At 41.2% G+C, this 15,405-nt stretch carries 15 protein-coding genes; 8 read left to right on the top strand and 7 right to left on the bottom strand.

What is annotated here, in order from left to right:
- Positions 1-4 precede the first annotated feature (4 nt).
- The gene (locus KDU71_RS03020) at positions 5-532 is read right to left on the bottom strand and encodes a DUF6261 family protein (RefSeq protein ID WP_212188424.1); all 528 of its coding nucleotides are present in this window, start codon (positions 530-532) and stop codon (positions 5-7) included.
- A 47-nt stretch (positions 533-579) separates the two neighbouring features.
- Entirely contained in the window at positions 580-1,461 is an 882-nt protein-coding gene (locus tag KDU71_RS03015; RefSeq protein WP_212188423.1) for a hypothetical protein, read from the bottom strand.
- 225 nt (positions 1,462-1,686) lie between these two features.
- Here KDU71_RS03015 and ybaK point away from each other — a divergent pair, with 225 nt between their 5' ends.
- On the top strand, positions 1,687-2,172 hold the full coding sequence (gene ybaK / locus KDU71_RS03010) for a Cys-tRNA(Pro) deacylase (protein WP_212188422.1): 486 nt from the start codon (positions 1,687-1,689) through the stop codon (positions 2,170-2,172).
- Between the two features lie 116 nt (positions 2,173-2,288).
- Here ybaK and KDU71_RS03005 read toward each other — a convergent pair whose 3' ends face one another.
- The gene (locus KDU71_RS03005; protein WP_212188421.1) at positions 2,289-2,540 is read right to left on the bottom strand and encodes a GlsB/YeaQ/YmgE family stress response membrane protein; all 252 of its coding nucleotides are present in this window, start codon (positions 2,538-2,540) and stop codon (positions 2,289-2,291) included.
- Positions 2,541-3,289: 749 nt separating this feature from the next.
- Between KDU71_RS03005 and KDU71_RS03000 the strand changes: the two genes are divergently transcribed.
- The 5 genes from KDU71_RS03000 (at position 3,290) to KDU71_RS02980 (ending at position 6,990) form a co-directional block, all read left to right on the top strand.
- Positions 3,290-3,823 carry a DUF4395 domain-containing protein gene (locus KDU71_RS03000; RefSeq protein ID WP_212188420.1) on the top strand — a complete coding sequence of 178 codons (534 nt, stop codon included), beginning with the start codon at positions 3,290-3,292 and terminating at the stop codon, positions 3,821-3,823.
- Between the two features lie 309 nt (positions 3,824-4,132).
- The gene (gene msrA, locus KDU71_RS02995; protein WP_212188419.1) at positions 4,133-4,726 is read left to right on the top strand and encodes a peptide-methionine (S)-S-oxide reductase MsrA; all 594 of its coding nucleotides are present in this window, start codon (positions 4,133-4,135) and stop codon (positions 4,724-4,726) included.
- 390 nt (positions 4,727-5,116) lie between these two features.
- Positions 5,117-6,025, top strand: a complete 909-nt coding sequence (gene pyrB, locus KDU71_RS02990) for an aspartate carbamoyltransferase (RefSeq protein WP_212188418.1) — start codon at positions 5,117-5,119, stop codon at positions 6,023-6,025.
- 24 nt (positions 6,026-6,049) lie between these two features.
- Complete coding sequence (gene pyrI / locus KDU71_RS02985; protein WP_244828114.1) at positions 6,050-6,505, top strand: aspartate carbamoyltransferase regulatory subunit; 456 nt, start codon at positions 6,050-6,052, stop codon at positions 6,503-6,505.
- Between the two features lie 131 nt (positions 6,506-6,636).
- Positions 6,637-6,990 (top strand): DoxX family protein, encoded by a 354-nt coding sequence (locus KDU71_RS02980; protein WP_212188417.1) that lies wholly within the window; start codon positions 6,637-6,639, stop codon positions 6,988-6,990.
- Positions 6,991-7,307: 317 nt separating this feature from the next.
- Here KDU71_RS02980 and KDU71_RS02975 read toward each other — a convergent pair whose 3' ends face one another.
- Entirely contained in the window at positions 7,308-7,877 is a 570-nt protein-coding gene (locus tag KDU71_RS02975; protein ID WP_212188416.1) for a hypothetical protein, read from the bottom strand.
- Positions 7,878-8,009: 132 nt separating this feature from the next.
- Between KDU71_RS02975 and KDU71_RS02970 the strand changes: the two genes are divergently transcribed.
- Positions 8,010-8,600, top strand: coding sequence for a flavin reductase family protein (locus tag KDU71_RS02970; RefSeq protein WP_212188415.1), 591 nt, complete (start codon positions 8,010-8,012; stop codon positions 8,598-8,600).
- Between the two features lie 56 nt (positions 8,601-8,656).
- Here KDU71_RS02970 and KDU71_RS02965 read toward each other — a convergent pair whose 3' ends face one another.
- The 3 genes from KDU71_RS02965 to KDU71_RS02955 form a co-directional block, all read right to left on the bottom strand.
- On the bottom strand, positions 8,657-9,349 hold the full coding sequence (locus KDU71_RS02965) for a head GIN domain-containing protein (protein ID WP_212188414.1): 693 nt from the start codon (positions 9,347-9,349) through the stop codon (positions 8,657-8,659).
- 98 nt (positions 9,350-9,447) lie between these two features.
- The gene (locus tag KDU71_RS02960) at positions 9,448-12,378 is read right to left on the bottom strand and encodes a DEAD/DEAH box helicase (protein ID WP_212188413.1); all 2,931 of its coding nucleotides are present in this window, start codon (positions 12,376-12,378) and stop codon (positions 9,448-9,450) included.
- Between the two features lie 147 nt (positions 12,379-12,525).
- Positions 12,526-14,436, bottom strand: a complete 1,911-nt coding sequence (locus tag KDU71_RS02955; RefSeq protein WP_212188412.1) for a DUF349 domain-containing protein — start codon at positions 14,434-14,436, stop codon at positions 12,526-12,528.
- 80 nt (positions 14,437-14,516) lie between these two features.
- On the opposite strand from KDU71_RS02955, the gene trmD reads away from it, so the two are divergent.
- Positions 14,517-15,287: a tRNA (guanosine(37)-N1)-methyltransferase TrmD gene (gene trmD / locus KDU71_RS02950; RefSeq protein ID WP_317195156.1), complete on the top strand. Its 771-nt coding sequence runs from the start codon at positions 14,517-14,519 to the stop codon at positions 15,285-15,287.
- Positions 15,288-15,405: the final 118 nt, after the last annotated feature.

Below are 15,405 nucleotides of genomic sequence, written 5' to 3'. Positions count from 1 at the left end.
TTGTTTATTGGTCTGCTAACACTTTGCTGCTGCGGTTGCGCACCACGGCATTACTCTCGGCAATGCGGTTGGCGGTAAATTGTGCCAGCCGGCCATACAGGGCGGCATTAACCTTTTGCATGGTATATAGGTAAGGGGTCACATCATCGAAAAGCAAGTTGATGAGACGCTTTTTAATCACCGATGCTGTTTCCAGCTCCTGTTGGTCGTCTCTGGCACCATAGTAGGCATGCTGTTTGGCGTTAAAATTATCCACTGCCGTTTCGAGCTGGCTGAAGCGCACGTCGCACCCGGTCAGGGCAGTGATGCAGGCCGCATAGGGCTCGGTTTTACTATCGGTAATCATTGAGCTCAGCAGCGGATACTCTTCCCGATAGCCTTTGCTTTTTACTTCCAGTCCATATTTATCTATCATTTTAAACAGCTGTAAGGCAGGGCCGGATATCGCCTCATCGGGGTGGCAGGTATAGCCTTTGACCAAACCATGCAGCAAGGTAAATAGACTGTCGGTAACATCGTCCAGTTCGGCCAATTCCGATTCAATGGAATCGCGCTTAATGGCAATGCCTAATTTAATACTTATAACTCCACTGTATCAGCATCGCTGCTCAGCTCATTAATAGTAATACTCACGAGCTTAAACTTATCATCATTACCCAAGCGTACTTTGCCTGAATATTTCACTATTGGACTGGCGGCTGTGCTTTGCTTAGAGGTAAACAAAGTCATTTCAGACGTGGTATCAAATCCCGATAATTTCATTTTAGAGAACACCGATTTGCCATTAATCTTTAGATCTAATCCCACTTCATCAGGGTCGTTATGAATCAAAAAGTTCAGAGTTTCAGAAGTGCTGTCCCAGGCTATTGAAGCATCATGTTCATCGCTGTGTTTGCGGTATTTCATGGAGCAGGAGCTAAGTTGTATGAGTTTGCCGGTGTCCCAACTGCCCACCGACCAGTTATCGGTTACCAATAAATCACCGCTATTGGAATAATTAAAGAGGTAGTGCGTATCTGAGCTGCCTTTTTGTATCGATTTAACATGGGTATTTTTTAGTGCACTCCATTCGGTATGCTGGCTGGTACCGTTAACGGGGCGATAAATCAAAATATGGCACATTTCATCGGGTGTATTAAGGCTACCTTCAATATGTTGGCGCCATTCCAGTAAAACCACCACCTCGTCATCCGATTTAACCATATTAAAAAACGCCAGAGCATCTAATTCCATCATATTAAAACCAGGGTTGGAGGCCAGTACCTGCAGCGTGGAGCGTATTTGTTTATAGCAATCTTTGACGAACTTCATACTGCCCGATGCGCTTTGATTTTCGGTGATGTCAATCAAGCTTTTCAGGTAATCCAAATCTTTTGGCGATTCTGTCTCTTGTGCCTTTAATGGCTGAACAAATAATAGGGCAAGTAGTAAATATCCTGTCAGTGACTTTAACTGGTTCATATATCGTCTTATTTTTATGTATTAAAGATGCGTGTGATGGTGTATTTCTGTTTAAAGAAATGCGGTAACAAAATCACAGGTGATAGTCCTTAGCAATAATTGTGCTAAAGTAAGAAAAATGCCGTTCAGGAGAACTGTATATTTTACTATGAGTGGAGGCTGTTCTTCTTTTTAAGCAGGTAATTTAATTTAAATGCCTTTATTTTGCACAGCAAACTGATGTATATGGGAAAACAAATAAAGACCAACGCCATGCGCCTGCTTGATGCTAAAAAAGTGCCGCATGAATCGTTTCACTATAAAGTAGATGAGGCAAATACCGATGGGACATTAGTGGCCCGTATGAATGGACGCGATACAGGATTGGTACATAAAACACTGGTGGCTAAGAGCAGCAAAAATCAACTGTTTGTCTTCATTATTCCTATTAACAAAGAACTGGACCTAAAGAAGGCGGCTCAGGCATGTGGCGAAAAGAAAATAGAGATGTTACCCCATAAAGATCTGCTGAAATATACTGGTTATATCAAAGGTGGATGCTCGCCTTTGGGCATGAAAAAGCTGTATCCGACCTACCTGGAAGAAAGCTCGCTACCCCTGGGAAAAGTAATAGTGAGTGGAGGCAAAAAAGGCCATATTATCGAAATTGGCATTGACCAATTGCTTCAAACCATTAATGGACAGTTGAAATCACTTATTGACCTGAGCTAAAAGATGTCATGTTGATATCAGGCTAATTGGTTGCCAATCCATTAGATTATAAAACAAGAGGCCAGTAATTACTATTACAAGCCTCTGCCTTTTTTAATTATTAAAATGTGATAGTCTTATTTCTTCTTAACAATCAGGTTAATTATAAAAAGAATTACAATGGCACCTATTGCTCCGGTTAATATTGCCCCAACAATTCCGGAGCCTAAACTAATGCCTATAGCACCAAGTAACTTATAGCCAATAAAGCCCCCTATAATACCAACGATAATGTTGCCAAGGATGCCCAATCCGCTGCCTTTGTAAATAATACTACCTAACCAGCCAGCTACTGCACCGACCAAAATTGTAACAATAATTCCTTCCATAACTAACAATTTTTGAGTTGCTTAATCTAATTATAACACAGCAAGTTATTAAAAATATCCATTAATATCCGATTAAATTTATATTCAACCTCGCTGAGGTTGATTGGTTATTAACATTGCATTTATCTACAAATATCTATCTCCGCTGGAGATAATAAAACAACTTCGGAGAAGTTGAATATTTATAGAAATAATAAGCCTACCTTATTAATAACAATCCCAGCGGGATTGCATATCATATAGGCATTTCCACGTTTTTTTACATTTTTAATTGGTCTGTAATGAAAAATAATCGCAAAAGTGAATGGCAATTGCTCAGTGGACAGGGAAATTGCTTTTAAACACCATTAGAAATATTAAACCACTAATTGCACCAATTAACACCAATTATTTCGCTATACGGAATTTAAGATTGGTGTAATTCGCGAAATTGACTTCGTTGAACGTTGTTTTGCGGATAAAAGAAGAAATTTAATCAATCTATTTTTAAAAGGCGAAATCCCTGGCTAAGTGGATAATAAAAGTGTCATTTTATTAATTTGGCAGTATACCTAAATAAGATTCTATTGCTTAGCCTGACCAATTCAGTGATAAATTTTACATCGCGTTAACACAATGCTACTTACAATCTCCTTATTTTTGACAAAATTGTTACAAACAGTAAATGCAGATTATTGGATGTTGACAAAATGCTAATCCATCTTTTGTCTATAATCCAATGGTCTAATTAACAACATACACAAATCATTATGGCAATATTTAGTTTCGGGGAATACAAAGACGATTTAGGCTATAAAGTGGTTGATGAACGCGTTTGGCGGGGAAGCGCCGGCATCATGTTATTGCTGGGCGCCATAGCATCCATCAATGGCTTTATTTTCAACAAATACGAAGTGGTGCCTTACATTGCAGGCTTTTTGTTTATTAACTTTTTTATCGGGGTGTTTATCAACCCTAAGTATTCGCCTACGGCCTTGGTGTCAAGGATGATAACCTATAACCAGAGTCCACTATGGATAGGAGCAGTGCAAAAGCGATTTGCCTGGAGTTTAGGCCTGGGATTATCACTCACCATTTTTATTCTGTCATTGCAACTATTAAACGACGTAACATATTTTGGACCAGTTTGTATGCTGTGCCTCTTGTGCCTATTATTGCTCTATTTAGAGTCAGCTTTTGGCATCTGTGTGGGTTGTCAGCTTTATCACCTGGCCATACGCTTAAAAATTATTAAAGCACCTGAAATAAAGCCCAACTGCATGGGCGACTCTTGCGATGTGTAAGGACCTGTAAAACAATATTACAAAGCCCGAAAGGAATAACACCTTTCGGGCTTTTTTAGTAATTATTTTCTTTCATAATAGATGCTTCATACCTAAACATTCATATCCATCACCTGTTATGCTTAAACCCGGATTATGAATTAGAAATACGTTATGAGCGTTGAAAATGCAATAAAACAAAGCTTTACTGAAACGAGGCATAGCATCGTTCTGGTGAGTTGAGGTAAAGCAACGAAGTGTTTTGTTTTAAAGCAGTTTAAATGCGTAATAGATTTTCTAATACATATTGCGGGTTAAAACAATCGACTTATGAAACAGATTGCGATAATAACATTAACTCTATTGATAAGCATGAATAGTACAGGACAAGAAAAAGCAGTTGCTACCTTTGGTGGTGGCTGTTTCTGGTGTACCGAAGCGTTTTTTACCGCTCTTGAAGGCGTTGAAAAGGTTGTATCGGGTTATAGCGGTGGTAAAGCACCTAATCCCACTTATAAGGAAGTATGCACGGGCTTAACAGGCCATGCCGAGGTGGTTCAAATTACTTATCATCCTAATCTTATTGGTTTTGAGGATTTATTGGAGGTGTTTTTTGCAACTCATAATCCTACTACTCTTAACCGGCAAGGGGCTGATGTGGGTACACAGTATCGTTCGGTGGTGTTTTATCACAACCAGGAGCAAAAGCGCATTACTGAATTAGTAATACAAGAGCTGGAGAAGGAAAAGATTTTTAATGATCCAATAGTGACAGAAGTAAGCCCATTTGATCAATTCTATGAAGCTGAAGATTATCATCAGGATTACTTTGCCAACAATCCGCGTCAGCCTTATTGCAACGTGGTGATTAATCCTAAAATGGAAAAGTTTAAAAAGCTCTTTAAAGAAAAGCTGAAAAAATAATCATGTTTTTGGCATTGAAAGACAGTTAGTTGGGTGTAGGTTGAAAAAAGTAATGTTAAATTTGTTTTAAGGAAGGGTTGTTTTGTAATATGAAAATTACCTATCTTTGAACTCCGGAATGAGACAACAGATTGACCAATATTTACGACGACGAAAGTCAGTAAATCATCCGGAAAAAGATGGTTTGACACGCCGTTTTTCCCTTCGATCATTCAATCATCTCAATGCTGATCAACTTATTATTTTTAGATATTTTAAAGAAGACCTGATTTTTATTTCAGGTCTTTTTTTTGTGCTCTTTTCTCAAGCAAGCTTTACCCTTTGCTTAAGTAATAATTGTAATCCGAACCAAATAATGCGGACCCGCGTCCGCAGTAAACAGTTATGCAAATGAAGAATAAAAGTTTAGTTTCCATCACCGATTTCTCGAAGGAAGAAATCCTGCGCATTGTTGAGTTGGCTGCCGAATTTGAAGCTAACCCAAATCAGAAGTTAATGGACGACAAAGTGGTTTCAAGCCTGTTTTTTGAACCATCGACCCGTACACGCCTAAGCTTCGAAACAGCTATTCAGCGCCTGGGAGGCCGTATCATCGGATTTACCGATTCATCATCGTCGTCAACATCAAAAGGCGAGTCGTTGAATGATACGATTAAGATGGTGAGCAACTACAGCGATTTGATTGTAATGCGTCACCCATTGGAAGGCTCAGCCCGCTATGCTTCTGAAGTGTCAGATGTGCCGGTTATCAATGCTGGCGATGGAGCTAATCAGCACCCAACACAAACTTTACTTGATATGTACTCTATTTATAAAACACAGGGTACATTGGATAATCTGAATATCTTTTTGGTTGGGGACTTAAAGTACGGACGAACTGTACATTCATTGCTAATGGCGATGTCACAGTTTAATCCAACTTTCAACTTTATTTCGCCCGACTCACTTAAAATGCCAGACGAATACAAGTTGTTTCTCGATAAGAAAGGCATTAAATACTACGAACACCTTGAGTTTACAGATATTATTGAAGAAGCCGATATTCTTTACATGACACGCGTACAGCGTGAGCGTTTCTCAGATCCTATCGAATATGAGAAGGTGAAGAATGTGTATGTGTTGCGCAATTCAATGCTGGATAATACCAAAGACAACCTGAGAATTTTGCACCCACTGCCACGTGTAAACGAAATTCACACCGATGTGGACGCCAACCCTAAAGCCTACTATTTTGAGCAGGCCGAAAACGGGGTATATGCACGTATGGCCATTATGGCATCTATTTTAGGATTGAAGTAACAGCAGATTAAAAGACATTGAATCATGACAAAAAAAGAATTAAGCGTAAGAGCAATAAAAAACGGTACGGTAATAGACCATATACCAGCTACTCATTTGTTTAAAGTCATCTCTATTCTTGGATTGGATAAGATAACGGATCAAATCACCTTTGGTACCAACCTGAAGAGTAAGCAGCAGGGGCATAAAGCCATTATTAAAGTAGCTAAAAAGTACTTTGCCGATGAAGACATCAATAAGATTGCTTTGGTAGCTCCTTTTGCGAAGCTAAATATTATTGAGGATTACCAGGTGGTGGAGAAAAAGGTGGTGGAGATACCGGAGCAGATTGTGGGCATAGCCAAGTGTTTTAATCCTAAGTGTATAACCAATAATGAGAACATGACAACCAGGTTCTCATTGGTTGAGAAGTCGCCTTTGGCTTTAAAATGTCAATACTGTGAGAAAATCACTAACGAGGCTCACCTCGAAGTGTTGTAATGACGGATCAGGGTGCACAAGCATCTAACTTAAATAAGAAACTCCCGTATCGATCGATGCGGGAGTTTTTATTGTGCCAAACATTTGCCTTTATCCTTTGTTTGTTTCATTAAACATGAAACTTTTTTGCAATGAACAAAAGAGACAAAATTATTTATTGGATCGCCACTGGTTTACTTACCGTTATGATGCTCATGTCGGCAGGTATGTATATTTTTAATCACGAGGTAATTACTGAGGCCTTTATTACGCTGGGTTATCCAACCTACATTATTTACCCATTGGCCATCGCCAAAATTCTTGGTTTGGTAGCCATATTAACCAATGCATCAAGGTTATTGAAAGAGTGGGCCTATGCAGGCTTCTTCTTCGATTTTGTATTGGCAGCAGCAGCTCACATAAGCGTAAATGACGGAGAAGAGATGGGCGCATTTATTGCCCTGGCATTGTTGCTGGTGTCCTATATTTTCGGAAGAAAGCGATAAAAAATTACAGCTAATAGCTATCGGTTGGAGGCTATTAACCTGAGTTCGATTTAAATTTTAAAACTCAGATTAGAATAAAGAGCTGATTTACAATGAATAAATTTAGAGGAATAGTGAACTATTGCGATAAAATTTGAAACAGTAAATCAGTTATTTATTCAAAGCTTGGCAATCCCGCTTACAAACAGCAATTTTCTTCGTGTAATCGACTCAAAATAGCCCGCTATTCTTTCGTCAATATACACTTGAAACTCACTATTTGTAAGCGTTCTGAGCTCAAAATTTCACATCGAATTCAGGTTATTAGCTGTTTTTTGTTAAAACCGGATAAAATACCCCAGGTTAATAAGGCCTTTATAACCGATGCCAATATTACCGGTGAAGCCCTGTTTCTGGCCCCATCTGAAGCCCAGTAGGTTAAGATGAACTGTAAGGCCATCAATATCTGCAGAACTGTTTAATCCGCCTTCATTTCTGATACGTTCTTTGGCATAGCCAATATTCAGCCCGCTGTATAGCTTAAACTTAGGATGGCGCAGGTATTCAAAATCCAACTGTGGTGCCACCACAAAAGCACTTTTGGAAGAGCGGTATGGTGAGTTTATATTCGGATAAGGCGTATAGTAATAGGCTTGTACGCCTTCACTGACAGTTTTATCATACATGATATTAATGCCCAGCTTGAGCCATTTGTTCAGGTAACGGCTATACTCCAGGTTAAAGGCACCCAGTACAAAATATTTAGCCTGCCCATCAGAACGGCCATCCACCCATTTTTCGAAGCGGTATAGGGAAGCGGGTGAGTAGGTGATGCTTATTTCTTCATTTTGTGCAATGGCAGATGTTAAGACGCAGCAAAGTACGGCCAGTAATTTAATTTTCTTCATTATTCAGCGTTAAGGTATTTCTTGCCTATTTGACAATATGCAGGACTGATACACTTACGTTTGTTTCAATATTTTTTTCAATCCATCGGGCTTTTTCTGCCGGAGGTGTATCTTTGTTGAAAAATTCAGAACATGGCAAAACAAGATTGGAAACCCGGCAATATGATATATCCTTTGCCAGCCGTGATGGTGTCGGTTGGTAATTCACCTGAAAACTACAATATTATAACCATTGCCTGGACGGGTACCATTTGCTCCGATCCGCCTATGTGTTATATTTCGGTGCGTAAAGGCCGACACTCCTACAAAACCCTTAAGGAAACAGGTGAGTTTGTCATTAATCTGACAACAAAAGATTTGGCCTATGCAACCGATTGGTGTGGGGTGCGTTCGGGCAGGCAATACAATAAGTTTGAAGAGATGCATTTAACACCGGGTAAAGCATCGGTAGTGAATGCCCCTATCATTGAGGAATCGCCCATTAATATTGAATGTAAAGTGACAGAGGTGAAAGAGCTGGGCACACATGATATGTTTATGGCTGAGGTGGTAAATGTAAAAGCCGATGAGCAGTACATTGATGAGAAAACCGGTGCTTTCAGCCTGCAAAAGGCGAAGCCTATCTGCTATTCGCACGGTCATTATTTTGAGGTGGGGAAGAAGATTGGGAAATTTGGTTATGCCGTTGAAAAAAAGAAGAAAAAGCTCCGTAAAAAAAGATAACTAAAAACCCGGCTTTGTGAGGCCGGGTTTTTTTATGTTCTTAACAGGTGTAGCAATTAAGAACCGCTGTCCTTTTTAACTTTACCACCTGTATTTTCGTTCTTCTCAATCTTATCGGGTTCACCACGGTAGTAAACAACACCGCCCGAACCAGCTGTTGCACCTAGTTTTTTGTTGGCTGTTACTTCCACAATACTGCCTAAGGTTGATTTGGCATAGGTTTCATCACTTTCAACGTTGAAGCCCAGGTATTTGCCACCTGCACCAATATTGATTTCCTGGTATTTAGCCTTACCTGCTAGCTCAATTTTAGAAGTAGAGCCGTTTACATCCAGGTTGTTAACATCCACATCCAGTATGATGTTTGACTCGGTACCGCCACGTAGTTTCAGGCTTTCGGCATAAATAATGTTTTCAGCATCGATACTGGCGCCCGAACCGGCTTCTATCTCTCGCAAACGTTTATAGGTTACATACACCTGCACGGCCATATCTTTATAAATCTTGGTTTTCATCTTCACCACAAGCTGACGGTTTTTAACGGTGGTGATAACATCACTGACTTCTGCATTTTTAATGTGTACATCCACTTCTTCCTTATCACCCTCAATTAGAGTCACATTAATACCTTTGGAAGCTTTTACCTTGTCAAAAGATCCCACTTTGCGTATCTGCGTGTGATCGGGTTCCTGTGCTTGTAATCCTGTTAAAACTGCCAAAAGCAGTATGATTGTGCTAGTTAGTTTCATTCGATGTTTCTTTATTATTGATTGTTTTCACTTTCTTATCTCCAGCCCCGCTTTTCCTTACGAAGAGACGTTGCAAATGTTCACTTTCACAACAAAAACTATGCAAATAATTCACGCAGCTCGTTTTCTGATAAATCTTTTAGCGGATTATTAGTTGTAATAAAGGTGTCGGCCAGGGCAGATTTGCGTTCCTGCAATTTGGCTATTTTTTCCTCAATGGTATCGGCAGCAATAAATTTGTACACAAATACATTTTTAGTTTGTCCAATGCGGTGTGCCCGGTTGATGGCTTGAGCTTCGGCTGCCGGATTCCACCAGGGGTTGAGTACAAATACATAATCGGCTTCTATCAGGTTAAGTCCAACACCACCGGCTTTAAGCGATATCAGAAACACCCTGCAATCCTCATCATCTGTAAAGCTTTTAATCACCTTTTGGCGGTCGCCGGTGGCACCTGTTAGTTTGGCATATTTTGTTTTGCTGGCTATTAGGTCTTTCTCTATCAGCTCCAGGTCCTTAACAAAGGATGAGAAGATTAATACCTTATGGTGCTCACTAATGGCATTGTTAAGTTTTTCAAATATCTGCTCGTATTTACCCGATGAGCCTTTGTAAGAAGTATCCACCAGTGCAGGGTGGTTGGCAATCTGGCGTAAGCGAGTCAGGGCCTGCAGTGCCAATATGGCATTCTTATTCACGCCTGTTTGTTCTATGGCTTTCATCAGCTCATTGCGGATACCTGATTTCTCTCGCTCGTAAAACTTCTGCTGCTCTTCAGTCATATCGCACACCAGTGTTTGCTCGCTTACAGGTGGCAGTTCTTTGGCCACCATTTCTTTGGTACGCCTCAGGATGAATGGATTGATTAGCTCACGCAGCTTTTGTTCCTTGGCTTCATCCTGCTTTTTTTCAATGGGGCCGGCATAATGGTTTTTAAAAAAATTCAGGTTGCCCAGCAGGCCTTTATTCACAAAATTCATTTGTGCCCACAGGTCCACCAGCGCATTTTCAATGGGTGTGCCGGTGAGTACCAGTTTGTAGGTCGACTGGATATCACTAACAGCCTGATATATCTTAGAACCCGGGTTCTTGATATTTTGGCTTTCGTCCAGAATGGCATAATGAAACTGGTAATGCTTCAGGTACTCAATATCGTTGCGGGCAATGCCGTAGCTGGTGAGCACCACATGGTAGTGTTTCAATATTTTACCTATTTCCTTCGATTTAGTGCGATTATTACCTGTGTACAGATAAATTTTCAGGTTTGGTGCAAACTTAATTAGCTCATTGGCCCAGTTGTGGACCAAGGAGGTAGGCATAACAATGAGGCTGGCAGGTACAGCACTGTTGTTAAAGCCCTGCACTCCATCAAACATGTTTAGCTGTCCCTGAGCATTATTGTAGCTATCGTTTACTGCCTTGGTTTCATACTGGTTGAGGAGCAAGGCAATGGTTTGTATGGTTTTACCCAATCCCATATCGTCGGCCAATATGCCACCAAATCGGTTGCTGTTAAGTAGTTTCATCCATTTAAAACCATCGAGCTGATAGGAGCGGAGTGTAGCCTGCAAACCGTCAGGTGTATCATAATTAATGGTACGTTGCTTTAATTGCTCCATCCGCTGCTGCCACTGAGGCGATACTTCGCCTAGTAATTCCTGATCCAGCAGGTTATAATGCATCTTATCCAGCTTAAGCTGTTCGCCATCGGCTTTAACAAAGTGCATCAAATCAGTGTATTTGGTAAACCATTCATCCGGAATGATAAATACAGCCTTATCAGGTAAGATAAATTCGCGTCTGCCACGTATGATGTGCTGCCTGATCTGTTGAAACGGTATTTTAAATTCATCTATCAGAATGACCGCTTTAATATCAAACCAATCATTGTCTTCAGTGTATTGCATGGTGAGCTTTACGCCGCCGGTATAGTAGTTCTGTTCAAAGCCTTGTTGCACCACTTTAATGCCTTTGGCTGCCAGGGTATGGGCATTAGCATTGAGCCACTCAACAACCTGGTGCATTTCGGTGCTTGGTTGCTGTTGGTTGATTGGTCGGTATTGCGATTCGCTGACGCCTTTCAATCCTAAGCCGATGAGGGTTTCAATAATTTGCTGCTCTTCCTCAGTTTTACGATTAAAGCGGTCGAATATATGGTGCCCTTTCATCTTGCGATGATTAACAAATACCCTTGAACGGGTCCCGGCCAGGTATTCACGATCGTCGTACTTGAATTTAAGGGTGAAAACGGGCTGCTGTGAGAGGTCGTGCTCCAGTATTAACAGGGGTACCAGCCTGGCATCTTTATTATTGATGAAAAAGCCATTGGCCTGCACAGGAAAGTCACGCACACAATTTTCCACAAATGATGACATATAGGCATCTACGCTGCGTGGCTGTATAATCAGGTGATTGACTTTTAAAAAGGGTTTGAACTTTTTGCTGTCGATATTCTGGAAACGAAACAGCTGGTTATTAATTAAAAAGGTACATGGTGATGTGGTTATTTCAGCTACCTCGCGGTTGGTAAGGCCCATTTCACCCGTCTCCGTTTTGATTTTAAGCGTGTATTTGAGCCCCGTTGGTTCCAGGTTAAAGTCAAACAATGGTTGGTCGTGCAGGGCACGTACCTTAATGCGGTCCGATGAATAGATGGATGAATAATTCGGATCTTTAAAGTACACCGGTATGTCCGACAAAGAAATAATTTCCAGTGCCTGCGTTATTTTATCATCCATCACCGGGCGTATGTGCTCAAGGGTAAATTGCTCTTCCAGTTTCTCAAAAAAGAGCTTGAGGTTTTTTTGTTTAGAGAAGCGCTTAAACAGGTTTTGCTCATTGATACTGACCAGCAGTTTCACCACTTCTTTCTGAGCAGGTGTAAAGTCAAATCGCTCGTCTTGGATATGTTCTTTGGTGGCCTGCTCAATCAGTTTGAGTGTACCACTCTCATTAAGTGTGGCATAAAAGGGGATAAGGGTAAAACCAATATTACGTTTCTCGGATATGACGGTAATAAATTGCTCCATTGCTTTAGGACGATGTGTTAATTCGGACCTTACTATTGTTTTATCGAACCAACAAAGATAGTATCATTCTTAATAGTGCCATTGCCATGCTGAGAATAAAAAAGGCCGACATAACGACGGCCTTTTAATATGATAATTTTGAAATACTTAATCCATGTCTTCGAGCATGTCCAGCTTTTTATTCAGCAGTTTGATGTTGCGTCGCCCTGTTTCAATTTTGTGCTGGAAGTCGCGCACCAAAGCATCTGACTTTTTAGACTTGGCAAAGAAGCCAATGTTGTTTTCCCACACGGTAATATCATTTTCGAGCTGCTTCAGCTTGTTGATGATCTTATTACGCTCCTGGGTTAAGCGGTCATCGGCATGTTCCGTTTTATAGTTCTCTATCTTATTTCTGAACTTCTCAACGTTTTTCTCAAATTCATTCAGGTTAAGATTATCGAAATACTTATTAATGTGGTTGCGGAACTCCTGATTCACCCTGTCCTTATCTTTGATAGGCACATGACCAATCTCATTCCAGCGATGCTGGTAGTCCTGCAGTTTCTGGAAATTATCTTCGGCATTATCACTTGGTTCAAAGACCTTCACTTCTTCAATAAGGGCTTCTTTTAGTTTCAGGTTTTCTTCCTGCGACTCATCCTTTTTGCTGAAAAATTTCTTTTTGTGATCGAAGAAGGCATCACAGGCAGTACGGAAGCGTTTCCAAATGGCATCGGATTGCTTGCGAGGTACCGGACCAATTTCTTTCCATTTCTTCTGGATACGTACAAACTCATCGGTGGTGCGCTTCCAATCGGTGCTGTCCTTCATGTTTTCAGCCTGTATACACAGCTCTGTTTTCAGCTGAAGGTTTTCGGTTTGCTCCGATTTATATGATTTAAAGAACTGACGCTTATTATTGAAGAAACTATCGCAAGCTGTTCTGAAACGCTCATAAATGCGGTTGTTATCTTTTTTAGGCGCGAAACCAATGGTTTTCCAGATGGTTTGCAGCTCAATCAGCTCCTTGCTTTTGGCTTCCCAATCTTTAGGCGAATGCAGCTCAAGTGCCGATAAGGCCTCGGCTTTTTCGCAAAGCTCTGTTTTGGCATCCAGGTTCTTCTGCAGCTGGTCTTTCAGCCCTTCGAAGTATTCCTGGTGGCGCTTGTTGATTTTAGAGGTGGCTTCTTTAAAGCGTGCCCATATTTCCTCTTTTTCTTCGCGCGGCACAGGGCCTATTTCGCGCCACTGCTCATGGTATTTCTGCAATGTTTTAAAGGCTTTAACAATGGTCGGTTCAAGCAGCAGCTTCTCCGCCTTTTCGCAAAGCTCTATTTTGGCTTCCCTGTTCTTTTTTAGGTCAAGGTCGCGCAATTCTTTGTTTATTTTTATATAGCTGTAGAAGTTCTCGATGGTGTGGTTATAGGTCTCCCACAAATCATGAACGCGGTTTTGCGGAATAGTCCCGATGTTGCGCCACTTCTCCTGTAATTCCCTGAAATGCTGGAATGTTTCGTTCAACGACTCCTGGCCATTGATTAACTCTTTAATGCCTTCAATAACATCGAGTTTGGCTTGCAGGTTGGTCGCTTTTTCCTCTTCAAGACGCTTATTGAATTCAGCTTTACGTTCCTTAAACTCTTTCAGGTAAGCCTTCAGTTCCACTTCAAAGGTATCCGCCGGGGCCTCAAAGTTCTCTTCCTGTTCACCCGATTCGATAAACTTACGCTTCAAATCTTCAACTTCGGCGGCATGCTTCTTATAAAAGGCCGATTTGATAGCTTCTACTTCTTCTTTAATCTTTTCAACCGGGAAATCCTTAAGGACAGATTTTAGTCGCTTTACTAACTCTTCTTTGGTCAGCATTATATGGTCAACCGGCTCCAGTTTGATAGCCTCTTCCTGAGGAGTTTCGGTAGCAGGTTCGTCTGTTGCAGCTGCTTCAGGCGTGCTGCTTTCGGTTGGAGTAGGCACCTCATTTTCGGGTGTGTTGCTGGCAGGCGTATTTTCAGCTTGATTGTCTGAATTCAAACCTGCACCATCGTTGGTCGGTTTGTTTAGGTCTTGTGCTTCCATAAGCTTTTGAGTTCTTTAATCTAGACTAAGGTATGGTCCTTTAAGTCAATTTATTTTACGAATATATTGTAAATCGGGCAATGGGCAAATTATTTGCTGCAAAAAGAAAGCTAAAAGCCAATAGCTATCAGCTAAACGCTTTTAATTATCTTTGGCCAAAAATTGAAACAGGTATGCGCATAGATATATTGACACTTTTTCCGGAAATGTTTGAAGGGCCATTAACACAGTCGATTATGAAGCGGGCTGTTGATAAGGGTTTGGTGGAGATGCATTTTCATGATATCAGGGACTACACGCTTGATAAGCATAAAAAAGTGGATGACTATGCCTTTGGTGGTGGCGCGGGCATGGTGATGACCATTCAGCCTATTGCCGACCTGATAGATAAGCTGAAGGCTGAGCGCGATTATGACCAGGTGATTTACATGACACCCGATGGGCAACGGTTTGAGCAACGCATCGCCAACACCTTGTCGTTATGTGGTAATATCATGATACTGTGTGGCCACTATAAGGGTGTTGATCAACGTATCCGCGACCATTATGTGACCATGGAGATATCCATTGGCGATTATGTATTAACCGGAGGTGAACTGGCTGCGGCCGTGGTGAGCGATGCCATTATTCGCCTGATACCCGGCGTGATGTCGGACGAAACATCAGCTTTAACCGACAGCTTTCAGGATGGGCTGTTATCGCCACCGGTATACACCCGCCCGGCCGATTACAATGGCTGGAAAGTGCCTGATGTGCTGCTAAGCGGCAACCAGGCCATGATTGATGAATGGCGCGAACAGCAGGCCTATGAGCGTACTAAGCAGATTCGACCAGATTTGCTGGAGGACTGATTGAAAGAGCAACTGAGAGATTGCCTCGCTACCGCACGAATCCTTTCGTGTGGTATAGCAAGGTAATTATCAGTTTAATAATTCGAAAAGAGTTTGCTTTTAGGTTTTGTGCTAGCTA

It is taken from the genome of Carboxylicivirga sediminis (assembly GCF_018156225.1).
Lineage (GTDB): Bacteria > Bacteroidota > Bacteroidia > Bacteroidales > Marinilabiliaceae > Carboxylicivirga > Carboxylicivirga sediminis.
This window is presented reverse-complemented; position numbering and strand designations above follow the sequence as displayed.

Coding starts and splice junctions, on each gene's coding strand:
- KDU71_RS03015 (WP_212188423.1), bottom strand. CDS start 1,461: ATGAACCAGTTAAAGTCACTGACAGGATATTTACTACTTGCCCTATTA.
- ybaK (WP_212188422.1), top strand. CDS start 1,687: ATGGGAAAACAAATAAAGACCAACGCCATGCGCCTGCTTGATGCTAAA.
- KDU71_RS03005 (WP_212188421.1), bottom strand. CDS start 2,540: ATGGAAGGAATTATTGTTACAATTTTGGTCGGTGCAGTAGCTGGCTGG.
- KDU71_RS03000 (WP_212188420.1), top strand. CDS start 3,290: ATGGCAATATTTAGTTTCGGGGAATACAAAGACGATTTAGGCTATAAA.
- msrA (WP_212188419.1), top strand. CDS start 4,133: ATGAAACAGATTGCGATAATAACATTAACTCTATTGATAAGCATGAAT.
- pyrB (WP_212188418.1), top strand. CDS start 5,117: ATGAAGAATAAAAGTTTAGTTTCCATCACCGATTTCTCGAAGGAAGAA.
- pyrI (WP_244828114.1), top strand. CDS start 6,050: ATGACAAAAAAAGAATTAAGCGTAAGAGCAATAAAAAACGGTACGGTA.
- KDU71_RS02980 (WP_212188417.1), top strand. CDS start 6,637: ATGAACAAAAGAGACAAAATTATTTATTGGATCGCCACTGGTTTACTT.
- KDU71_RS02975 (WP_212188416.1), bottom strand. CDS start 7,877: ATGAAGAAAATTAAATTACTGGCCGTACTTTGCTGCGTCTTAACATCT.
- KDU71_RS02970 (WP_212188415.1), top strand. CDS start 8,010: ATGGCAAAACAAGATTGGAAACCCGGCAATATGATATATCCTTTGCCA.
- KDU71_RS02965 (WP_212188414.1), bottom strand. CDS start 9,349: ATGAAACTAACTAGCACAATCATACTGCTTTTGGCAGTTTTAACAGGA.
- KDU71_RS02960 (WP_212188413.1), bottom strand. CDS start 12,378: ATGGAGCAATTTATTACCGTCATATCCGAGAAACGTAATATTGGTTTT.
- KDU71_RS02955 (WP_212188412.1), bottom strand. CDS start 14,436: ATGGAAGCACAAGACCTAAACAAACCGACCAACGATGGTGCAGGTTTG.
- trmD (WP_317195156.1), top strand. CDS start 14,517: ATGGGCAAATTATTTGCTGCAAAAAGAAAGCTAAAAGCCAATAGCTAT.